A 23692-nucleotide genomic window follows, 5' to 3' on the forward strand; every position below is an offset into this window, starting at 1 on the left:
TAAGCTGACTTTTGTCAGCTCATTTAATAATTTTTGAATTTAATTTTATTTTAAGATAAAATTTACTTAAAGTTAATTTAAATAAAAGGTGGTAAAAAATGAATTATAATCAATTTACAACTACAACTGAGATTAATCCCCTTGGTAAAGAATTAAGATTCGGATTAAGTGATAATAATAAATTAAATAAGAATCAAAAAAGAAATTCAGCTCATCAAAAAGCAGTTTTACTTCTGCATGGTTTTGGAGGGAAAACTACTAATTGGCAGTTTATTGCTAAAAAAATTTATAGTAATTTAGAACTACCAGTATATATTCCCCGCCTGCCAGGACATGGTACCAATTTGAGTGATTTTTTAAATAGTAATGCTGAGCAGTGGTTACGTAAAGTTGTTGATAGTTATCTCTATTTGAAAAGTAATTACACTGAAATTTATGTAGCTGGTTTATCAATGGGAGGATTACTTGCTACTTTACTAGCTGCTAAATTTAAAGTAGCAAAATTAAGTCTAATCGCCCCTGCATTTTTTACTAAAAATAAATTTATTGTTCTAACACCTTTTTTGAAATATTTTCGTTATCAAAGAAAAAGTAATTTTGAGTTACCTGCTGAAGATAAGCTTAGCCCAGAACAATTTAACTATCACCAAAATTATAGTCGTAATTATTATGCTCAAACTCTGGCTGAGCTATATAAAATAATGCGGTTGGCTAAAAAAAATGTTAAAAAAGTAAACTGTCCTACTCAGTTAATTCTTACTCAGAACGATCAGCAGGTAAATACTGCTCAAATCAAAAAATTTCTACACAAAAAAATAGGACAATTTTTGATATCAGAAAAAACATATCAAAAATCATCCCATGTTATTATTAATGATCTAGAAAAAGAGCGCTGTGCAGATGATATAATTAATTTCTTAAAGTAATTCTTTAAATTGAGCTAGATAATCAGCAAATTTGGCAATAGCATTTTCTATTACAGCTGGTTTTTCCATATCAACTCCAGCTTTAGCCATTAAATTGAGTGGATAGTCACTACCACCCGCCTTTAAAAATTCCCGATAATTTGCTGCAGCTGTTTCGCCTTCCTGCAAGATCTTTTCAGCCAGAGCAGTTGCAGCAGAATATCCAGTAGCATATTTATAAACATAAAAGTTATAGTAAAAATGCGGAATTCTAGCCCATTCATAATCAAGCTTTTGATCAATAATTAGCTGTTCGCCAAAGTATTTACGATTAAGCTTCCTATACAGCTGTTTCATTCTTTCAGCAGTCAGACTCTCTCCTTTTTCTACCTCACTATGAATTATTTTTTCAAATTCAGCAAACATTGTTTGCCTGTATACTGTAGCTCTAAACCCTTCTAAAAAGTAATTTAATAGATAAAGTTTTTCTTCTCTAGTAGCTGCATTTTCTAGTAAATAACTAAGCAGCAAATTTTCATTTGTTGTTGAAGCAACTTCAGCCACAAATATTTTATAATCTGCATAGAGATAGGGTTGAGTCTGGTTAGCATAATAACTATGCATCGCATGACCCATCTCATGAACTAAAGTAAAGATATTACTAATATCTTCGGTATAATTTAATAATATATAAGGATGAACTCCATAACATCCGCTAGAATAAGCTCCAGATCTTTTCCCTTTATTTTCATAAACATCTATCCAGCCTGCTGAAAAAGAATCATTAACTATTTTAACATAGTCCTTACCTAAAGGTTTAAGTGCAGCCTTAATAATCTCTTTAGTTTCTTCATATTTAAACTTTAAATCAGTTTCTTTAATTAAAGGTGTATAAATATCATAAACATGAAGCTCATCTAAGTTTAGTGCCTGCTTTTTTAAAGCAATATATTCCTGTAATGGCTCAAGATTAGCGGAAACTGTATTAATTAAATTTTGATAGACATCAGGAGTAATATTATCATTATCCAGAGAAGCTGTCAGGGAGTCAGGATAATTTCTGGCCCGGGCATAAAAAACATCACTTTTAACATTAGTATCAAGTACAGAAGCAAAAGTATTAGCCAGTTTTTCATATTCTGTGTGCATAGCCTTAAAAGCATCCTTACGGAGCCGGCGTTCAGGACTTTTAAGAAAATCAATATACCTACCATGAGTTAAACGTTTTTCATCACCATTCTCTGTTTTAAGCAAAGGAAATTCTAAATCAGCATTATTTAACATACTAAAGATATTTTCTGCTCCCTGAGTAACTTCACCTGCCAGAGCCAATATTTTTTCTTCTCCCTCAGATAAAAAATGAGCTTTTTGTCTTAAAATATTAGCAAAAAAATGATCATAAAATTTAAGTTTTTCTTCCGTCTGACAATATTTTTTTAATTTTTCTGAACCAAGCTTAATTAAAGCTGGCACCATAAAAGAAGTCTGGCTGGAAAGCTGATTATAACACATTAAAGCTTTATTTCTATAACCTTGATACTTATCAAGTGCTGTGTTTTGATCATACTTTAAGTGAGCATAAGTATATAAACGAGCAACTTTTTTTTCTATCTGGATTATTTTTTCTAAAGCAGTCAATAAATTTTGGGCACTAGCAGTAAATTCAGCTTTTAAATCAGCTATATTTTTTACAGCAGCTAGAGCTTCATTTAATTCTGATTCAAAATCAGCATCACTACTATAAATAACAGTTAAGTCCCATTTATATTTTTCAGCAATTTCTTTGCGATCTTTAAGTTCCTTAGACAAAAGACATCTTCCTTTCCAAATTATTAGTTGTATTATTTTCATGCTCAAGAAGCCATCTTTTACGCCAAATCCCTCCTTGATAACCAGTCAACTTACCACTTTTAGCAATTACTCTATGACAGGGAATTATAACTGAGATTGGATTGCGTTCATTAGCCTGCTCCACTGCTTTAACTGCCGTTGATTTACCGATTGCAGCTGCTATTTCAGAACAAGAACTAGTTCTGCCAAAAGGAATACTACTTAAATATTTCCAGACTTTTAAGTCAAAACTACTTCCTTTTAAAGCTAAAGGAATATCAAAATCCGTTCTCTTTCCCATAAAATATTGATTCAGTTGATCAAAGATTAAATTATAAATAGCCAGCAATCTGGGATCTTCATAAAAATTCTGCTGACAATTATTTTTAACTTCACGTAGCTGATCATCAAACTCTACTTTTAAAAGAGACTGCTGATTAAATTCAATTTTCAAAATCCCAATCGGGGAAGGATAATAGGTAAGATAGCTTAAATCATTCAATTTATTCACCCCTGATAAATTTCAGATATTCTGGAGTCGGAAAACGGTCTAAAAAATGAGCAGCTAAAATAATCATTTCACTGCGCTTTAATTTTTTATCATGATTAAATTCAGCCAGCAATGATGGAGGAATTAAATTCAATTCTACTGCTTTTTGATAGTATTCTGCAACTGGTATTTCTAAAACACGCTGACTTTCTGCTGCTAGAAGTAATTTTAAAGCATTAGTTGTAGTTAATAATTTATCTTTGCTGCTTAAAGTTTCCAGACTACCTGGTACCCACTCATAAAGAGTAGCAGCCTCTTTTTTCTGCATTATTTTCAAAATAACTGCTGTAAAATTTCTTTCTGTTGGAACTTCATTTAACTTAAAGTCATTATTATAACCACCAATCATTATTCCCCATGATAAAAGTTTTATTAAATCATCATTAACTTTTTCTAACTTAACAATTGGCAATTTAGCGGGAAGCTCTGTTAAATTAAGTTCTAATTGCTGTTGAATTTTATTAATACTCCTAGAATCAGCTGCCACTGCTAACAAAGGCTTTGCTTTGCTTATTGACTCCGCTGCTGCAACACCTGCTGCCTGCCCAGTATTAATTCCTACTGGTAAAACACGGGCACTTGCTGCTGCTAACGAAGCATAGCCACTACTTCTACCTACAATCATTAAATTATCATGATGCCGAGCAATTAAAGTACGGAGAGGAATTGTATAATAGCCAGGATTAAAAAGCACAAATCCTGGATATTTAATTCCTGCTGCTTGATAATCAAGCGGATAAGAAGCAATGGTTATGGCATCTGAGAAAACTCTCTGTTCAAATAAATCAGCTATTTTAAGCTGGTAGTTAGTTAAAAAGTGACGGCTTTCTCGCCGATATAACTCTGGCGGCATAGCTGCTAATTCTGCATTTTCAAAACCAGCTAGACCTTCTTTTAAATAATTTAAAATATATCGAGCTTCCTGATGAGCAATCTTTTTAGCCTGTTCTCTCGAGTCATCAGAAAGCGGGTTAACTCCAAACAATAACAGGGCATTAATATAAGCAGTATATTTTTGCTCTCCATCTCTTACAAAAACAATATTTAAACCTCGCAAGCGTAGATTAGGATTATGGCTTTGATAGGACTTACCAAAATTAGAAAAACCCCAGGCATGATCATCTTTAAAATAACTCTGCTGATAATTTTTTATTTTTGCTTTTAATTTATTTGGATTAACATGTTCAAACTTCAAAATTTGAGTTGAAGCCATCCAGCTATTTTTAAGATTCATATCAGCTGTACCGACAAAAAAATCTTCCCCAGCTTTATAAGCTAGATCACCGTCCTGAGAAGCATCAATAAAAATATCAGCTTTAACTAAATATTTCTTTCCATTACGTTTAATTAAAAGACCTGTTATATTTTGATCTTTGCTATTTACCTGTTCAAGTCTAACTAAATTAAGTGTTTTTAGATTTTTTTCAGCTTTAATTAAATTAAGAAAAGCATCTTCAGCCTGACGGGGATCAAAAGAAATACCTCCCCCAACTTTCTGGTGCCATTCATGGAAAATCCCCCGATTAATATTACGAGAATAACTATCATAATTTAAATCAAGAAAGTTTAAACCAGCATAAGTCATTAAACCACCAGGCTGTGATCTGCTCAAAAGAAGCAAAGTTTTTTTACCTTCACGAGCTGCAGCTACTGCTGCTGCAACACCTTCCGGCTCTCCTGCATAAATAACTATTTCTGCCTGCAACTTTTCTGGCTGATCAGCTAAAACAGCATTCGAACTTCCTCCTAAAAAAAGAGCGATAATTAAAGTTAATAATATTGTTTTTTTCATTTGCCCCCCTAAAATTTGGCAGAACCAGGAGTTCTAGGAAATGCTATTACATCTCTAATATTTTGCATACCAGAAAGATACATTAGCAATCTTTCAAAGCCAAGTCCAAATCCAGAATGAGGAACTGAACCATATTTTCTAATATCTAAAAACCATTGATATTTTTCCAGGTCCATTTCAAGTTCTTCCATTCTTGCTTTTAAAACATCATAACGTTCTTCCCGCTGACTGCCACCAATAATTTCACCAACTCCAGGCACCAGGCAGTCAACAGCTGCTACTGTTTTTTGATCTTGATTCATTCTCATATAAAAAGCCTTAATTTCTTTGGGATAATCTGTTACCATAACTGGTTTCTTGAAATATTCTTCAGTTAAAAAGCGCTCATGTTCTGACTGTAAATCGATACCCCAACTAACTGGATATTCAAAATCAGCTTTGCTTTTTTCCAAAATATCTACTGCCTCAGTGTAAGTAATCCGTCCAAAATCAGCTTCTACAATATCAGCAATAATTTGCTGTCTACCTTTATCTATCCATTTGTTAAAAAATTCCATTTCTTCTGGTGACTGCTGAAGAGCAAAATTAAACAGATTTTTAATAAAGTCTTCCATTAGTGTCATCATTTCAGTTAAATCGCAAAAAGCCATTTCTGGTTCAATCATCCAGAATTCAGAAGCATGTCGAGAAGTATTAGAATTTTCAGCTCTAAAAGTAGGGCCAAAAGTATAAACATCTCCTAGAGCTGTTGCCATTAATTCAGCTTCAAGCTGACCACTAACAGTTAAACCAGTCTCTTCACCAAAAAAATCCTGAGTATAATCAATAGCTCCCTGATCATTCTGAGGTAAATTTTTAAAATCAAGTGTAGAAACTTTAAAAACTTCTCCTGCTCCTTCAGCATCTCCAGCAGTAATTATTGGAGTATGAATATACTTAAAATCATTCTTGTAAAAATAATCATGAACCGCATAAGACATCTTACTCCGAAAGCGGTTAATAACACCAAAAGTATTAGTTCTTGGTCTTAAATGAGCAATTTCTCTTAAAAATTCAAAACTATGTCTTTTTTTCTGCAATAGATAATCTGCTGGAGCCTCACCAATGATCTCTAACTGCTCTACTTTCATTTCAACAGACTGCTCTCTTCCTTCAACTTTATCAATATAACCTGTAACTTTAATACTTGAACCGGTATTTATCTCAGCCAGAGGAAATTCTTCTGGTTCCAGGATTACTAATTGTAAATTTTTAAGACAACTGCCATCATTAATCTCAATAAAGGCAATGTTTTTAGAAACCCGTTTAGTTCTAACCCAACCCATAACAATGATATCATTATATTGTTCAATTTGATCAGCCAAAATATTTTTTATTTTTTTTCGTGCAAAATAATTCATTCATTCTACCTCCATACAATTAACTTTATTATTAAACTTAATCTTATAATTTCTACTAATATATAAACTTCTCGTAAAGCAGATTAAATCCTGCTCTGAGATTTAATTAAAAATCAAAAAAATAATTTTAAGCAGTTAAAAGCCCGGAGCTTAAGCCCCCGGGCCATTTAAATTATTCTCACTTAATTAAGTAGTAGTTATTTTTCTTCTAAAGTCATTGGTTGTCCACAGCAAACTAATTCGCCACCGCCAACTTCTTTTACTTCAACTACATTTCCACAAACTTCACAGCGATAAACTTCCCCAACTTTTTCTACATTCATAGTTTAGCCTCCTTTGCATGTTAAAATTTGCTAAGCTGAATAAAAGCTCTAAAATAATTATATTGCAAATCTGTAATTATTTCAATCTTAATTATTTATCTGGTTAAGGCGAAATTCCTTATGTAAGATATTTAAAGCCTGATCTGCCTGTTCTTTAGCAATTAAACATGATATTTTTATTTCAGAAGTAGTAATCATTGCTATATTAATATTATTTTTACCAAAAGCAGAAAACATTCTAGCAGCAATACCTGGTGTAGACTGCATTCCAGCTCCTACTATAGAAATTTTAGCTACATCACGATCAATATGATAATTATCAATATTAAGTTCAGGATTAATTTTTTCCAGAACTTTAACTGCCTTTTTTTCCTGCTCCTGATTTATAGTAAAAGTAATATCATTTAATTCATCTCGCTGTAAATTCTGAATAATCATATCAACATTTACCCCTTCAGCAGCAAGAGCATTAAATAGTTTACCAGCAATACCTGGTTCATCAGGAACTCTTTCTACAGTAATTTTTATTTCGCCCAGATCACTGGCCGCACCAACTACATTTTTTTTACCTTCCATCTCCTCATCTCCTCTTACAATTGTGCCTAAAGTATCATTAAAACTTGATGCAATATATAACTCAAGGTTATAACTATTTGCTAACTCCACTGCTCGCGGATGTAAAACATTAGCCCCTAAATTCGCTAATTCCAACATTTCATGATAAGAAATATAATCAAGTTTGCTAGCATCAGTAACTATTCTAGGATCAGCAGTATAAACTCCATCTACATCCGAATAAATTTCACAGCGATCAGCTTCAATAGCAGCTGCAACTGCAACTGTTGTTGTATCAGAACCACCTCGTCCTAATGTAGTAAAATCATGATTTTTATTAACTCCCTGAAAACCAGCGACTATTACAATCTTATTTTCAGCTAATTCCTTTTTTAAACGAGTCGTATCAATGTCTGTTATCATAGCCTGATTATGCTTTTCATCAGTTTTTATTTCAATCTGACTACCAGTTAGAGAAATTGCTGGATAGCCACAGGCATGAATTGCCATTGTCAAAAGAGCAATCGAAACCTGCTCTCCAGTTGTTAATAACATATCTACTTCTCTGGGATCAGGGTCATCTGTAATCTTGCCCATTAAATCAATCAAATGGTCTGTAGTATCACCCATTGCTGAAACTACTACAATCATTTGGTTTCCTGCTTCATAGCCTTTAATTACTCGCCTGGCAACATTTTTAATTAATTCAGGTGTTGCGACAGAACTTCCTCCATACTTTTGTACTATTAGTGACACCTATTTCACCTTCCCTATACTTAGTTAAAATAATTACTTTTCTTTGATTGGAATAATATTATTAACTGTTAAAACTCCTGCCAGAGACTCTATTTTGGTCAGCAATTCCTCCAGATGGCTTTCTTTAATGTTCTTAGTTTTAATTATTAAGGGCAATAAAGGAGTTTCAGTTAAGCTATCTTTTAAAAATAACTCTGCTAAGTCCTGTTTAGTAAAAATTTGTTTTATCTTATTAATAAGTTCATCACTTTTTTCAATCTGCAGTCTAACATAAAAAGACTGCTCTATCTCACAATCAAGATTTTTAATTTGATAAGTATGCTCTTGTTTAGTATATTTATTACCCTGGGGAAGAACACAATCCTGCTGTAAAAATCTTATTGCTCGTATCAGATCGGTAATTATGTTTTGGGCAACTGGCTCACTTGAAGTATTATTAATAGTTAAATTAATCTTTTTACTATATCGAGCCAGTAATTCAATCCCACTGTTATTTCCAGAAACTGAAGCTAAATACTTATCTTTTTTAATCAAACGCGGTCTAACTGCAAGTTCAAGCTTATTATCTACTTTAAGTACAGTAGCCACTAGTTTTATTTTATAACCCAACTCAGCTGCATAAATCAAGTCATAACTAGTTATTCCCTTGATTCCTTTTACTGGTATTAGTTCAGGCTCAACTACTGTATTAAAAAAGCGATTACAGAGTAAAGCCAATCTAGCTGCACTGGCATATCCTTCTAAATCATAATCAGGGTCATTAAGTATATAATTAAATTCTTCTGCCCGGGCCAGAGTTTCCTTTAAGCTAATTGTCTTAGCTTCCATAACTGAAAGAATATAATTAGTAGTTCCATTCAAAATAGCATCAAATTTAATTACCTCATCTGTTAGCAAATATTGATCAAAACTAGTGCTGGCAAAAAAAGTTGGCAGCACACTGTTATCAAAAAACAAATTACTCTGGGCAGCTGTAGATTTTTTCACTAGTTTAACAAAATTATTGGCAATAGCACGGCAATTATTACTCACAACCAATTTATTGTTTTGTAGTGCCTGCTGACAGTAAGTTAAAGATAATTCACTTTTAGCAGTTAAGTCAATTACAATATCCAATTCGGGATCATTAACTATTGTCGAAAAATCATCTGTTAATATTTTACTGCTTTTTAACTCAGGATGCAAGTCTTGTACTGACTCAAATAATAAATATTTTAATTTGATTCCAGATTCAGTTAAATTAGTTAACTCTGACTGCTTTTTTTCAAAAATATTTAAAAATGTTCTAGCAATCTTCCCTGTGCCAAGTAAAGCTATATTAATCACTATCTAGTGCCTCCTCCTGAACTAACTGATAAGTATTTTTATTATATCCTTTTAAGATATAAGAATTAACTGCTATTTTATGCCTTTTAAAAACAGCCTCCATAGCAGCTGCAATTTCAGCTGCTTTACTGCTAGTAATAGCAAGAAAAGTAGGTCCAGCACCACTTAAAGCTGCTCCCCAGGCCCCTGCATTATAAGCATTAGCTATTACCTGCTCAAAACCAGGGATTAATTGCTTGCGATAAGGTTGATGAAGCATATCATCCATACCAGCCTTAAGCAGCTGATAATCAGCAGTTAAAAATGCAGCAGTCAATAAACTAATTCGACCCAAATTAAAAACGCTTTGCTGATAATTTAATTTAGCAGGTAAAACTGATCTTGCTTGAATAGTTTTTAATTCAAAATCAGGAATAACAGTAACAAAATCAAGTTCAGCTGCTAATTTGATCTTTAAATATTTGTCAATATTATTCTGTTTATAGTTAATAATCAGACCACCTATCAGAGCAGGAACTACATTATCAGGATGTTTTTCTAACGCAACTGCTAATTTAATAAATTCACTTTCGGAAATAAAATGTTTTGACATTAGAGCAGCTGCAAGCAGTCCCCCGATTATTGCAGCAGAACTACTGCCTAAACCGCGCGCCAGAGGGGTTTGCATTTTTTCTATAATTAGAGCTGGTACTGGTGGCTCTTTTATGTAATTAAAATAATAATGATAAGCTTTTAAAATCAAGTTATCAGATTGTAAAATATTTATTTCCTTTCCAGTCAGATCAAAAACTTCAATTTTTAACTGCTCACTTTTCTCTACTTTAAAATAATTAAAAAGATTTAAAGCAATTCCTACTGTATCATAACCAGATCCCAGATTAGCTGAGGTAGCTGGTACTTTAAATTCAGGCATAAAAATTTTCCCTTCTTCCTAACATAATTTAAACTTTATCTAGACAGAGCTGACTCCTGTATGACCAAAACCACCTTTTCCCCGTGAACTTTCACTTAAATCATCAACTTCTTCCCATTCGATTAAATTAACCTGCTGAATAATTAATTGAGCAATCCGATCATTAAATTTAACTTTAAAATCAGCCGGACCATGATTAATTAAAATTACTCCTATTTCACCTCGGTACCCGGAATCAATTACTCCATCTGCATTTAAAACAGTTATTCCTTTTTTTAACGCTAACCCACTTCTTGGATAAACAAATGCTGCATATCCACTAGGTACTGCTATTTTTAAACCTGTTTTGATTAATTTATATTCACCAGACTTGATAGTCAATTCTTCTGCTGCATGAAGATCAAGACCAGCGTCTTCACCATAGTGCTGATATTCTGGTAATTTAACTGCTTCATTTACCTTTTCTACTTTAATTTGCAAGATCTTTTGCCTCCTTAAGTTGATATTGTAAACCTGTAACGGAACTTATCCGATAATTATTCTTATAGATTAGCTGATCAATTTTTACAAATTGATATTTTTCTTTTAAAATCGGAATTAATTTATTCAATATCTCTACTACATTAGCAGCATTATTATGAAATAAAATAATATCACCAGCAGTGATATTATTTTTTACTCGTTCAATTATATATTCCGGACCAGGATCCATCCAATCATGTGAATCAAGACTCCATTGTACCACTTGATAACCAAGCTGACGAGCTATTCGAATAACTAAATTATTATATTCACCATAGGGTGGTCGAAAAAGCATTGTTTTTTCCTCTCTCATAACATGTTCAGCCAAAATTTGCTCTGTTTTTTTTAATTCAGATTTAATTTCAACTGCAGTTAAAGAATTAAGATGAGGATGAGTATAACTATGATTATAAACAGCATGTCCAGCTTTTAAGATCTTATCTAATAATACTGGATTTTTTTCTAACCAGATACCAGCAAAAAAGAAAGATACTTTAATATCCTGCTGTTTAAAAAGTTCTAATAGCTGTTCTGTATGTTTGCTTCCCCAGGCACCATCAATTGTTAAAGCAATTTTATTGTCTTTACGCTCAACTTTATAAATAGGTACCAGACGTTGTCCAGTATAATCATTGCTAAAATTAATTGAATCAACAGCTGCAGCTGCTGATTCAGCCTGACAGAAAAACAAATTAAAAGTGAGCATAGTCAATAAAAAGCCCATAATTAAACTGCTCTGAACAAAAATGTTACTCTGCTGCAACTGATAATTAATTGTTTTATTTAACATAAGATCACCTATTTCATAAAGACATGATCACCTATTTTAGTAATTTTACGTCTGCCCCTAAAGAAACTTACCCGGGTAGCTGTCCGGGGATTGTAAAAATAGAGAGCACCTCCGGTAGGATCTATTCCCCGCAAAGCATCTCTTGCAGCACGATAAGCAGTCTGATTAGGAGCTAAATTAATCTGGCCATCCATAACTGCTGAAAACTGTCCCCGCTGATAAATGACTTCTGCAAAGGTGTTAGGAAACTGCCAATTTAAAACACGATTAATAATTACTGCTGCTACTGCAACCTGTCCCTGGTAAGGTTCACCTCTTGCTTCCCCATAAACTGCCCGGGCCAGCAAATCAAGTTCCTTTTTACTTACTCGATGATTAAGAACTTGGTGAGGAGTTAAGTTATTAATCGGCAGTCTAATCCGCTCACCTACACGCAAATAATTATCACTTTTATTATTTAAAGCTAAAATAGTGCCAATAGTAGTACTAAAGTCTCGAGCCAGATCATAAAGAGTATCACCTCTACCAACATAATAGTTAATAATTTTATCAGCCGGTATTTGATCAATATTAACTTTTTGTTTATTGACATTTATTCTGACCGCATAATGAGTATTAAGATCAAAATTTAATTGTTGATCTCTACTACTAAAAGCTGCCATTAAATCAGGTGTTTTTACAGTATTTGGGTCAGTATTTTTAACTGGTATTACCAACTCATCCCCCATTTTGATTGCAGAATGTCCAACTAAATCATTAGCTTTAATCAGCTCACTAACACTTATACCATAGTCAGCAGCTATTTCAGAAAGAGTGTCTCCCTGTTGAATTACATATAATAAATTTAAAGCGGGAGCTGCTGCTGAACTAATTGTTACAGCAATCATTAATAAAAATAAAAAAAAGCAGCTCAAATAAATAGCTCTATTTTTCAAATTTGCTCACTACTCCTTACTCTATTTTTTCGATAATTTTCTGCTGGGTAGTCTCAATAACTGGACAGGAATCTGGTAGTGACTGCAAAAACATTTTACCATATTTTCTATCTTTTAATCGACGATCATATAAAATAATTAGTCCCTTATCTTTTTTAGATCTAATCAATCTGCCAAATCCCTGCCGAAATCTAATCACAGCATCTGGTAAAGCTAAATTAAAAAATGGATTTAGCCCCTGTTTTTCCAACAATTTTTCTTTAGCTTTATAAAGAGGTTCTCCTGGAACTGGAAAAGGAAGTTTTACCATAACTAAATACTTAAGTAAATCACCAGGTAGATCCACTCCTTCCCAAAAGCTAGAAGTACCAAAAATAACTGTATTAGATTCAGTCTGAAACTGCTGTAGAATATAATTACGTGATAACTTAGATTGAGCCAGTAGTCTAATCCCCTGATCTTCTAGATTAGCCTGCAGATTATTATAGCAGTAATTTAGCATATAATAAGAAGTAAATAAAACCATAGTTGAACCAGTGGTCTTCTTTAATAAAGCTGCTAAGCTGCTAACTAATTCTGGTAAAAATTCTTTTTTATTTGGCTCAGGAAAATCTAATGGGATTAGAAGCTGTGCCTGCTTTGCATAATCAAAAGGGGATTCTACTTTCAGCTCAGCAGCCTGTTTAATTCCAGTTTGTTGATAAAAGTAATTAAAAGATCCAGCTGTAGTAATAGTAGCCGAAGTAAAAATAATATTACTCAGACGAGACCAGATTAAATCCGGTAGAAATTTCCCAACATCAATTGGTACTGACTTTTGTACAACTTGAGTATTACCTCTATAATAGCTTGATTCTAGCCAGAAAACATAGTTTTCATCTTCAGCAGCTAAATTAAATTCAACTCGTTTGATTAAATCCTGGCAGCGGCCAATTGTAGATTTTAATTTTAATTCATTCTCATCATTACTCTCAGCTAACTCCAGGTAAAGATTCTCATAAATAATTTGCAGATAGGTAAGTTCATTTTTTAAGTAAGCAGCCAGATCTATTGCTGTCTGAAAAAATTCCTGCCAGACTGCATTATTTTTTACTTTTTCATTAACTGTAATTTTTTTATCTTTAAACTCACCAATTAAATCTTGTAATTCTTTAAAATATTGTGGAATTAGATCTCTAATTTTCTGAGCAGTTGGAATTAAACGTTTATCAAGAATTTCTCTCATTCTAGCTTGATCACAGCCAATTGTAAAAGAAATATCCTCTCTAATTTGAGATAAAAGCGAATTTTTTTCTCCACTTAACCTTTTTAACCAGCGGTCCAGCAATGATTGGTAAAGAGGATAGCCCAGGTGGGCAGTAGCAATCTCACCAATATTATGTGCCTCATCTATAATTAAATGATTAAAATTAGGTAAAATACCCCGACCTGCTGAACCAGTTTCAACTTTAACCCGGGCATCAGATAAAAGTAGATGATGGTTTACAATTAAAATATCAGCTCGATAAACTTCTTTTCTAGCCTGCATAAAATAACATTTATTATAAAAAGGACAGGCTGTTTTTAAACAAAGATCACTTTCAGCAGCTATTTCATTCCAGACAGCTGCTTTAATTTGAAAATCAATTTCTGATTTTTCCCCAGTTTTAGTATTTTCTTTCCAATCATTTAGTTCTTCAAATAACTCAATTGTTATTTCTGTCTCCTGCTGCTGATATTTTTGTTTAAAATTCTTATATTTACGCAAACAAAGATAATTATTTCTTCCTTTAACCAAAACTGCTTTAAAATCAAAGTCAAGGACTCTTTTTAAAATTAATAAGTCTTTATTGACTAACTGTTCCTGTAAGTTAATTGTATTGGTAGAGACTACTATCTTAGCATTATTTAAATTATTATAAAAAAGAGCAGGTATTAAATAAGCAAAAGATTTACCGGTTCCAGTCCCGGCCTCAATAAAATCAATCTGATGCTGATTAAAAGAATCAATTATTTTTTCAGCTGTAATAAGCTGCTCTTTTCTTTCTGAAAAGTTCTCTAATTCCTGATCTAAATTACCCTCTTTTTTAAAATAATTTAAGATTTCTTTTTTGTTTAATTTTTTATTTACTCTGCCAGGTCCAGCTTCAACTACTACATAAATTTGCTCAGCTTGATTATTAATGATAGCAAAACCTATATCCCGCTCAGCTAATTTTGCGGCAAGTCTAATATCAGGTGCTGAAGGAGTTAAATCTCCAGAAGGATGATTATGAACAACCATTTCTCCAGCAGCCAAATTGTTAATTACTGCTGGGGCTGAGTAACTGTTACCCCGGGCTAAAACTTCAAACTCACTAATAATACCAGCTTCATCTAACTGAGTTCTAATAAAAATTTCATTTCCCTGTACTGCATCAATTTCTGCCTTTATATCCTTACCAACCCCGGCCAATAAGTCTCTACTAACAGCCACCTTAGCTCCTCCCTCAATTAATCCCTTAATTTATGTAATAAAATAATATCATCATCTTTGTTACAATCATCAAAACTAGGTGTTTCCAGAATAAAAACTTTATCTTGCAGCTGAGGGTTATTAATAATCCGGGCAATTGCCTTTTTACCTAGCTTTCCCTGTCCAGGATGAGCATGCTCATCTTTTTTACTTCCAGAATCATGTTTTGAATCATTAAGGTGAATAACTTTTAATTTATCTAGTCCAATTTCAGTTTTAAAGTCATCTAAAAGATGTTCAAATTCACTTTTTTTAGTCAGGTTATATTCAGCTGCAAAAGCATGACAGCTATCCAGGCAAACACCAATTTTCTCTGGTTGATCAAGTTTGTCTATTATCTGCCCCAACTGAGAAAATTTCGCTCCAATAGTTGTTCCTGCTCCAGCAGTATTTTCCAATAGAATCATCGTATCACTCTCTACTTCTGCTAAAATATCATTTAACGCCTGACTTATCCTGTTAATACCCGCTTTAAAACCTGATCCTGTATGACTACCAGGATGAAAAACCAGGTATTCAGCTCCTAATCTGTCACAACGTTTATACTCAGATTTGAGAGCTGAAATTGATTTTTCCCAGAGTTCTTGTTTAGGAGAGGCAAGATTAATCAGGTAAGCTGCATGAACTACAACTGGATTAATATTATATTTATTTCGTTTCTGCTTAAATTCTTTAATTTCGGCAGCTGGTAAGTCTTTATTTTTCCAGCCCCTTGGATTACCCACAAAAATCTGCATTGTATTACAGTCAATAGCAGCAGCCCGGGCTGGTGACTCAGCAATTCCTCCAGCAATAGATACATGTTTACCTAAGATCATTTTCTTGAATACTCCTTTTTATTTACTCTTATTCCTTTTTGTCAAGCTCTTGCTTGGCATCTTTTAAAGATAAATTAATCCGGTCCTGTTTATCTATTTCAATAACTTTAACAGGTATTTCATCACCAACTGAAACAATATCACCAACTTCTTTAACATGATGATCAGCTAACTTAGAAATATGAACTAAACCTTCTTTATTAGGCAAAATTTCAACAAAAGCACCAAAATTCATGATTCTTTTAACCTTGCCTTGATAAATTTCTCCAACTTCAACATCTTTGGTTAAACGTTCGATCATCTGTTTAGCTTGTTCGCCTTCGGGCTGATTATCAGTTAAAATAGTTACTGTACCATCATCATCAATATCAATTTTAGCATCAGTCTGGTCAATAATTTCATTAATTGTTTTACCACCTGGACCAATAACAAACCGAATTTTTTCTGGATCAATTTTCATTCTAATCATGGCAGGAGCATTTGGCGATAGTTCTGGACGTGGTTCGGAAATAGTTTCCATCATTTTACCCATAATATGTGCTCTACCCTGATTAGCTTTTTTTAATGCTTCTTCCAGAATATCAAAAGATAAACCCTGCAGTTTCATATCCATCTGCAGTGCTGTAATACCGTTTTCAGTTCCAGCTACCTTAAAGTCCATATCACCATGAAAATCTTCAAAGCCCTGGATATCAGATAAAACAACAACTTTATCATCTTTTTTCATTAAGCCCATTGCAATCCCAGAAACAGGCGCCTTAATTGGTACTCCAGCATCCATTAAAGCAAGAGTACTACCACAAATACTAGCCTGAGAAGAAGATCCATTTGATTCTAATACTTCCGAGACAATTCTAATTGTATAAGGAAAATCTTCTTCTGCTGGAATTACTGGTAAAAGAGCTTTTTCGCCCAGTGTCCCATGACCAATTTCTCTTCTACCAGGAGAACGCATTGGTCCAGTTTCACCAACACAAAAAGATGGGAAATTGTAATGATGCATATAACGCTTAGTTTCTTTTTCTCCTAGCCCAAATAAAATTTGTTCATCACTTTGAGCACCTAAAGTAAGTACACTTAAAGCTTGTGTTTCTCCTCTAGTAAAAACTCCTGAGCCATGAGCTCTAGCTACCAGGCCAACTTCTGACCAAATTGGTCTTACTTCATCAAACTTTCTGCCATCAGGTCTTACACCATCATCAAGGATTAAACTTTTCACAGATTGTTTGATCATTTTTTCAAAAGCCATTGCTAACTGTTTAGCAATTTCTTCATCATCATCAGGATTTAGTTTTTCTTTTAATTCTGCTTTTAATTCATCCAGTTGAGAGTTTCTAGCCTTTTTAGACTGAATTTGAATTACTTCTTTCATTCTGCCGCCCAGAACTTCTGTTACCTGTGTTTTTATTTCTGGACTAACTTTTGGTGATTCAAAAACCATTTTTTCTTTGCCTGCTTCTGCTCTAATTTCTTCCTGAACAGCTATTATTTTTTTGATTTCTTCATGGGCTAATTTCATAGCAGCAAGGATGGTCTCTTCACTTACCTCATTAGCGCTTGCTTCAACCATCATAATAGCATCTTTTGAGCCAGCAATTGTAAGTTCTAAATCACTTTTTTCAATCTGTTCTGCATTAGGATTAACAATTAATTCATCATCTACTAACCCAACTTTAACTCCCCCAATCGGGCCAGCAAAAGGAATATCCGACAGGGTTAAAGCTGCTGAAGCCCCATTTAAAGCAAGGATTTCTGGATCATAATCATCATCTACAGATAAAACTGTAGCTACAATTTGTACATCATTACGAAATCCGTCAGGAAACAAAGGTCTAACTGACCTATCAATTACTCGAGCTGCTAAAGTCGCAGCATCTCTTGGCCTACCTTCTCTTCTCATAATACTGCCAGGAATTTTACCAATTGCATAAACTCGTTCTTCATAATTGACCAGTAGTGGAAAGAAGCTCATGCCTGGTCTTGGATCATCCATAGTAGCTGTAACCAATACTTGAGTATCTCCACTTCTGACTAGTACAGAACCATTAGCTTGTTTTGCCAATTTATTAGTCTGAATATTTAACTCATCACCGGCAAAATCTAATGTCCATTCTTTCATTATTTTACCTCCTTATTTAATTAAAGAGCGGGGAGAATCCCCGCTCTTTTATCGTCTGCATCTTAACCGCGAATTCCTAATCTAGAAATTAGATCACGATAACGCATAATATCATTATTTTTTAAATATCTGAGCAGTTTTCTTCTTTGACCAACCATTTTCAAAAGACCACGTCTTGAATGGTGATCACTTTTATGCTCTTTTAAGTGTTCAGTTAATTCAGCAATTCTGGCTGTTAATAAAGCAACTTGTACTTCAGAAGAACCAGTATCACCTTCCTCTAACTGATATTCCTTAATAATTTCCTGCTTTTTTTCTTTATTTAACATTAAAAAATTCACCTCCTAAAATTCAATTCGCCATTAGCCAAGAAGACGTCGGAGATTCGCAATCCTAGCAAATGGTAACTTAAAACTTACTTTTTAATTTTAACATAAAACCTTTCTTGTGTAAAGAACATCTTTTTTCATCTGTTGACTCAACTCAGTTACGTTATTAAAAGTTTTTTCTCCTCTAATATAAGCAAAAAAATCTACACAGAGACGTTCTCCGTAAAGATCACCTTCAAAATCAAGCAAATAAATTTCAAAAGAAATTTCTTTATTTTTAAAAGTAGGATTATAGCCTAAATTAGCAGCACCAAGATATTGTTGGTCTTCATGATAAACTTTAACTGCATATACCCCCCGGGGAGGAAGTGTATAATTTGTTTCGGTTTTCAAATTAGCTGTCGGGAAACCAAGTTTACGTCCCCGCTTTTTACCATGAATGACCTGACCACAAATTTGATAAGGTCTCCCCAGCAATTTACTGGCTGATTCTAATTTGCCTTTTTTTAATAATCTTCTAATTCTGGTACTAGAAATTCTTTCATCACTGGATTGCAGCTGAGCTAATATTTCAGTTTCAAAACCATTTAATTCAGCTAATTGCTGTAGAATTTCTACATTACCTTCATTTTTACTACCAAAACGAAAATCATCTCCTACAATAACTTTTTTAACTTTTAACTTTTTCACTAATATTTTTTCAACAAATATTTCCGATTTTAAGCCAGCAAACTCAGGCGTAAACTGCTGTTCAAAATAGTAATCAACTCCCATTTTAGCCAGCAGATCAATTTTTTGCTGACGAGAAATAACAGCCGGCGGCGGTGTTTTACCAGGTATAACCTGCTGAGGATGAGGATAAAAGGAAAGCACTCCAGCAGGACAACCGGCTTTTTCTGCTTTTTTTACTGCCTTTTTAATTATTAGCTGATGACCTTGATGAAGACCATCAAAGGCTCCTATAGCTAAAAATGTATTATAATCTTGATAACTATTATAATCTTTACTACTAATTACCTGCATTTTGATTTCCTCCAGAACTAAATGAATACTTTTAACGGCTGATAAATTTCGTAATCATCTTTTATTTGATACTGTCCAATTGCCAGAAAATTGCCTGTTTCTGAGAAAAGTAAAAAATAACTATTCAACTGCAAATCAATTTTGGTTTCAATAAAGTTACTGGCAATAAGATAATTTCCATTTGCTGCTCTATCATAACATTCATTACTTAAAGTTAAACTAGGCAGCGTAAGTGGTGCCTGAGGAGGGAGCAAAATATCACTGCCCTTTTCTTCAATTTCTTCAATTGTAACAGAATTACTTATTGTAAATGGACCAGATCTTGTTCGCAGCAAAAAAGTCATTACTCCTGCACTCCCGAGCCTATCTGCAATATCTCTGACTAAAGATCTAAGATAGGTTCCTCTAGAAACTGCTGCTCGAAATCGGATCAAAGGCAGGTCCACTTTTATAATCTCAAGTTGGTAAATTTCAACTTCCCGGGCTGGCCTTTCAACCTCTATTCCCTGTCTAGCCAGTTGATAAAGTCTTTTTCCTTCATGATGAATTGCCGAATACATTGGTGGAATCTGCATTTGTTTGCCTTTAAAACCTGTTATTACTTCAATTACATCAGCTGGCGTTAAATCAGTCCAATTTTTATCACTGGCAACAACTTCGCCTTCAAGATCAATTGTATCAGTAGCCAGCCCCAGCTTCATTTCACAAATATATTCTTTCTGATCATCTACCAGATAAGGAATTATTTTAGTAGCTTTGCCTAGACAGACCCCTAACACTCCTGCTGCAGCTGGATCAAGAGTTCCTGTATGACCAACTTTCTTTTCTTCCAACAGCCAGCGCAGTTTTTTTATTATAGCAAAAGAAGAAATACCTGGTGGTTTTAATAAATTAGCTACCCCGCTAAACATGTTTTAGAGCTTCCTTAACAACTGACTCTATTGTTGTATTTAATTCCTGTTGAACTGTAGCTCCAGCTGCTCTAGGATGGCCGCCTCCCCCAAATTGAGCAGCAATCTTATTAACAGCAACATAAAAATTAGAACGAAAACTTATTTTTATTTGATGACTTTCTTCTTCAGTAAATAAAATCCCGACTTCTACCCCTTCAATATCCCGCGCCAGGCCAACTAAGCCTTCTGTATAATCAGTTCCTGCTTCATGAATCATTTCTCTGCTTACATAAAGCCAGGCTACTTTTTTATTTTCGCTTCTTTTTAAAGTTGCTAATGCTTTAGACTTTAATAGCAAAGCCGGGTAACTAATTGATCCAAAGATTGCTTTATTAATTCGATAAATACTAACTCCGCTTTCCATTAATTTAGCTAAAATACGCATTACCTGTGGGGTAGTATTTTCATAACGAAGTGCACCTGTATCAGTAATAATCGCAGTTGCAATTGATCTGGCAATATTCTGAGGTAATGTACTTATTAATTTTTCTGCAATTAAATAGATAATTTCTCCAACTGCCGCTCGTTTTGAATCAACAAAATTATATTTAGCAAATAAAGAATTATCTTCATGATGATCAATATTTATTACATATTGGGCAGCATTAAATAATTCTTCTGGTAAGTCAACTCTATCTCGACTGCCGCAGTCAAGTACAAGCAAAATATAGTCCTGATTTTTCAGCTCTACTGCTAAAGATTCAGTTTCAGTAAAAAAACAACTCTCATTAATTTCTAAAAAAGCAAAAGGAGCCAGGGACTCTTTATTTAGATAAGCCCTGGCTGTTTTATTTTTTTTATTTAAAATTCTTGTTAAAGCAGTTACTGAACCTATACAATCACCATCAGCTCCAACATGACCCGCAATTAAAAAATTATCCTCTTTTTCTAAAAGCTCAATAATTTCATTAAGTTTATTCTGCATCAGAGTCAGACTCCTTTATCTCTCCTGATTCTTTAAGCTCATTGATAATTTTAGAAATATGAATTCCATTTTCAATTGAATCATCATAGCGGAATATTATTTCAGGTGTATGATGAATTTTAACTCTTTCACCAACCAACTTTCGGATAAAACCTTTTGCCTGTTCAAGTCCCTGCATGGTTTCAGCTCTCTCTTTTTCACTACCATAAACACTAATAAAAGCTTTAGCATGTCTTAAATCTCCACTTACTACAACATCAGTTACTGAAACAAAGCCAATTCTTGGATCTTTCATTTCCCTAAGAATAATCTGACTTATTTCTTCTTTTAATAATTCTCCTACTCGAACAGCTCTTTTTTTTGACATTTTCACTCACCTCTACTATAAGGATCTCTTAATTTCCCTATAAGTGTAGAATTCTATAATATCTCCCTCTTTAATATCATTATAGTTTTCAATTCCAATTCCACATTCATATCCGGATTGAACTTCTTTAACATCATTTTCGAATCTTTTGAGAGAAGAAATTTTACCCTCATGAATTACAACACCATCTCTAAGCAATCTTGCTTCATAATTTCTATTAACATGACCATCATTAATATAAGCACCTGCAATTATACCGACATCTGGCACTTTAAATGTAGCTCTAACTTCTGCTCGCCCAGTAACTTCTTCTTTTAACTCGGGATCAAGCAGACCAGCCATAGCATCTTTTATGTCTTCCAGCGCTTTATAAATAACTCGATAGGTTCTAATGTCTACTTTTTCCTTTTCAGCTACTTTTAAAGCATTATTATCTGGTCGAACACTAAAACCAATAATTATTGCATTAGAAGCACTAGCCAGATTAACATCAGTCTCATTAACTGCTCCTACTCCAGTATGAATAACATTAACTGTTACTTCATCTGTACCTAAGCGGATCAGAGATGCTTTTAAAGCTTCAATAGACCCCTGAACATCAGCTTTAATAATAATATTAAGCTCTTTTACTTCACCTTCTTGAATCTGCTTATAAAGGTCTTCTAAAGAAACTTTAGCATCTTGCTGTAATTCAGCCTGTCTTTTCTTGGCCTGTCTCTCAGCAGCTATATCACGAGCTTGTTTTTCATCTTCAAGCACTTGAACAAAATTACCTGCGTCTGGTACATCATTAAAACCTAAGACTTCGACGGCTGCAGCTGGTCCAGCTAAATTAACATTCTCACCATATTCATTAAACATTGCTCTAACTCGACCACAAGTTGTGCCAGCCAGTAAAGTATCACCTACTTTAAGAGTCCCATTCTTAATTAAAATTGTTGCAACAGGTCCTCTACCTTTATCAAGTTCTGCTTCAATTACAATTCCTTCGGCCAATCTATCTGGATTTGCTTTTAATTCTTCCATTTCAGCTACTAGAATAACCATTTCTAAAAGCTCATCAATATTTTGTTCCTGTAAAGCAGAAACTGGCACACAAATGGTATCACCACCCCAGTCTTCTGGTACTAAGCCATACTCAGTTAACTCCTGTTTAACTCTTTCTGGCTGAGCATTTGCTTTATCAATTTTATTAATAGCAACTATAATTGGTATCCCGGCAGCTTTAGCATGATTAATAGCTTCTTCTGTCTGAGGCATAATTCCATCATCTGCAGCTACTACTAAAATAGCAATATCAGTTATTTGTGCCCCTCTGGCCCGCATAGCAGTAAAAGCTTCATGACCTGGAGTATCAATAAAAGTTATTTTTTTATTATTTACTTCAGCCTGATAAGCTCCAATATGTTGAGTAATTCCACCAGCTTCACTGCCAGCTACTCGACTCTGTCTAATTACATCAAGCAAAGTTGTTTTACCATGATCAACATGACCCATAACTGTTACAATTGGTGGTCTTAATTTTAAATCTTCTGCTTTATCTGTAATTTCAGGCCCAACACGTTGTGACTCAGTCTGACTAACAGCAGACTTAAACTTAAGTTTAATTTCTGCTTCAGCAGCCAGTAATTCTAAAGTATCTTGATCAAGGTTTTGATTAACATTTGCCATAACTCCCAAGTTCATCAAATCAACAATTAAACTATTCGGAGCTTTATCAATTTTTTCAGCAAATTCTTTAACTGTAATCGGAGTTTCAATTTCAATTATATCTTCTTTAGCTTCAACTTCTTCTGCAGCTTGAACAGAGTCATCTTGCTCTACAGCCTCAGGCTTAGCATCCTCTACTGTTTGCTCTTGTTCAATAGTTTCTTCTGCTCCAGGTGATGTAGCACTATTATACATTTCCTTAACAAGCTCTGCTGTTTCATCGGTAATTGTACTCATATGACTGGAAACCTCAATATCCAGATCATTTAAAATATCTATTATTTCTTTACTATCCATATCCAGCTCATGTGCTAGATTATAAACTCTAATTTTTCCCATACTTGCACCTCCAAAATA

21 protein-coding genes are annotated in these 23692 nt (G+C 33.7%); 1 reads left to right on the forward strand and 20 read right to left on the reverse strand.

The genetic code is table 11. The features are described 5' to 3' along the window. Positions 1 to 98: 98 nt before the first annotated feature. The gene (locus BMZ74_RS01310; protein WP_089858445.1) at positions 99 to 926 is read left to right on the forward strand and encodes an alpha/beta hydrolase; all 828 of its coding nucleotides are present in this window, start codon (positions 99 to 101) and stop codon (positions 924 to 926) included. Here BMZ74_RS01310 and pepF read toward each other — a convergent pair. From pepF to infB, 20 genes are all read right to left on the reverse strand, one after another. Beyond that, positions 918 to 2714, reverse strand: coding sequence for an oligoendopeptidase F (pepF, locus tag BMZ74_RS01315; protein ID WP_089858448.1), 1797 nt, complete (start codon positions 2712 to 2714; stop codon positions 918 to 920). The genes BMZ74_RS01310 and pepF overlap by 9 nt on opposite strands. Beyond that, positions 2707 to 3237 (reverse strand): methylated-DNA--[protein]-cysteine S-methyltransferase, encoded by a 531-nt coding sequence (locus BMZ74_RS01320; RefSeq protein WP_089858451.1) that lies wholly within the window; start codon positions 3235 to 3237, stop codon positions 2707 to 2709. Before BMZ74_RS01320 ends, pepF begins: the two co-directional genes overlap by 8 nt. Position 3238: 1 nt before the next feature. Continuing rightward, positions 3239 to 5077 carry an FAD-dependent oxidoreductase gene (locus tag BMZ74_RS01325; protein ID WP_089858454.1) on the reverse strand — a complete coding sequence of 613 codons (1839 nt, stop codon included), beginning with the start codon at positions 5075 to 5077 and terminating at the stop codon, positions 3239 to 3241. An 8-nt stretch (positions 5078 to 5085) separates the two neighbouring features. Beyond that, positions 5086 to 6477: an asparagine--tRNA ligase gene (gene asnS / locus BMZ74_RS01330; protein WP_089858457.1), complete on the reverse strand. Its 1392-nt coding sequence runs from the start codon at positions 6475 to 6477 to the stop codon at positions 5086 to 5088. 197 nt (positions 6478 to 6674) lie between these two features. Continuing rightward, positions 6675 to 6800 (reverse strand): desulfoferrodoxin FeS4 iron-binding domain-containing protein, encoded by a 126-nt coding sequence (locus BMZ74_RS01335; protein ID WP_089858461.1) that lies wholly within the window; start codon positions 6798 to 6800, stop codon positions 6675 to 6677. 87 nt (positions 6801 to 6887) lie between these two features. Further along, positions 6888 to 8111 (reverse strand): aspartate kinase, encoded by a 1224-nt coding sequence (locus BMZ74_RS01340; RefSeq protein ID WP_089858464.1) that lies wholly within the window; start codon positions 8109 to 8111, stop codon positions 6888 to 6890. A 33-nt stretch (positions 8112 to 8144) separates the two neighbouring features. Next, entirely contained in the window at positions 8145 to 9437 is a 1293-nt protein-coding gene (locus tag BMZ74_RS01345) for a homoserine dehydrogenase (RefSeq protein ID WP_177181333.1), read from the reverse strand. Beyond that, positions 9430 to 10350 carry a homoserine kinase gene (gene thrB, locus BMZ74_RS01350; protein ID WP_089858470.1) on the reverse strand — a complete coding sequence of 307 codons (921 nt, stop codon included), beginning with the start codon at positions 10348 to 10350 and terminating at the stop codon, positions 9430 to 9432. Before thrB ends, BMZ74_RS01345 begins: the two co-directional genes overlap by 8 nt. Positions 10351 to 10389: 39 nt before the next feature. Continuing rightward, positions 10390 to 10830, reverse strand: coding sequence for a dUTP diphosphatase (gene dut / locus BMZ74_RS01355; RefSeq protein ID WP_089858474.1), 441 nt, complete (start codon positions 10828 to 10830; stop codon positions 10390 to 10392). Continuing rightward, a complete protein-coding gene (locus BMZ74_RS01360) occupies positions 10820 to 11662 on the reverse strand; it encodes a polysaccharide deacetylase family protein (RefSeq protein WP_245750776.1) in 843 nt (280 codons plus the stop codon). Before BMZ74_RS01360 ends, dut begins: the two co-directional genes overlap by 11 nt. Before the next feature lie 8 nt (positions 11663 to 11670). Continuing rightward, positions 11671 to 12549, reverse strand: a complete 879-nt coding sequence (locus tag BMZ74_RS01365; RefSeq protein WP_089858703.1) for a cell wall hydrolase — start codon at positions 12547 to 12549, stop codon at positions 11671 to 11673. A 64-nt stretch (positions 12550 to 12613) separates the two neighbouring features. Beyond that, positions 12614 to 15052 carry a helicase C-terminal domain-containing protein gene (locus BMZ74_RS01370; RefSeq protein WP_089858477.1) on the reverse strand — a complete coding sequence of 813 codons (2439 nt, stop codon included), beginning with the start codon at positions 15050 to 15052 and terminating at the stop codon, positions 12614 to 12616. Between the two features lie 17 nt (positions 15053 to 15069). Then, entirely contained in the window at positions 15070 to 15909 is an 840-nt protein-coding gene (locus BMZ74_RS01375; RefSeq protein ID WP_089858480.1) for a deoxyribonuclease IV, read from the reverse strand. Between the two features lie 28 nt (positions 15910 to 15937). Then, a complete protein-coding gene (locus BMZ74_RS01380) occupies positions 15938 to 18028 on the reverse strand; it encodes a polyribonucleotide nucleotidyltransferase (RefSeq protein ID WP_089858483.1) in 2091 nt (696 codons plus the stop codon). A 62-nt stretch (positions 18029 to 18090) separates the two neighbouring features. Beyond that, entirely contained in the window at positions 18091 to 18357 is a 267-nt protein-coding gene (gene rpsO, locus BMZ74_RS01385; protein ID WP_089858485.1) for a 30S ribosomal protein S15, read from the reverse strand. Positions 18358 to 18456: 99 nt separating this feature from the next. Continuing rightward, positions 18457 to 19380, reverse strand: a complete 924-nt coding sequence (locus BMZ74_RS01390) for a bifunctional riboflavin kinase/FAD synthetase (RefSeq protein WP_089858490.1) — start codon at positions 19378 to 19380, stop codon at positions 18457 to 18459. A 17-nt stretch (positions 19381 to 19397) separates the two neighbouring features. Continuing rightward, entirely contained in the window at positions 19398 to 20291 is an 894-nt protein-coding gene (truB, locus tag BMZ74_RS01395; RefSeq protein WP_089858494.1) for a tRNA pseudouridine(55) synthase TruB, read from the reverse strand. Next, positions 20284 to 21258 carry a DHH family phosphoesterase gene (locus tag BMZ74_RS01400; RefSeq protein ID WP_089858498.1) on the reverse strand — a complete coding sequence of 325 codons (975 nt, stop codon included), beginning with the start codon at positions 21256 to 21258 and terminating at the stop codon, positions 20284 to 20286. Before BMZ74_RS01400 ends, truB begins: the two co-directional genes overlap by 8 nt. Continuing rightward, positions 21248 to 21625, reverse strand: coding sequence for a 30S ribosome-binding factor RbfA (gene rbfA, locus BMZ74_RS01405; protein ID WP_089858501.1), 378 nt, complete (start codon positions 21623 to 21625; stop codon positions 21248 to 21250). The genes BMZ74_RS01400 and rbfA overlap by 11 nt, the downstream gene beginning before the upstream one ends. Before the next feature lie 15 nt (positions 21626 to 21640). Continuing rightward, complete coding sequence (gene infB / locus BMZ74_RS01410) at positions 21641 to 23674, reverse strand: translation initiation factor IF-2 (protein ID WP_089858707.1); 2034 nt, start codon at positions 23672 to 23674, stop codon at positions 21641 to 21643. Positions 23675 to 23692 lie beyond the last annotated feature (18 nt).

Origin of the sequence: Halanaerobium salsuginis, from assembly GCF_900114545.1 — a bacterium.
In the GTDB taxonomy this organism is placed as follows: domain Bacteria; phylum Bacillota; class Halanaerobiia; order Halanaerobiales; family Halanaerobiaceae; genus Halanaerobium; species Halanaerobium salsuginis.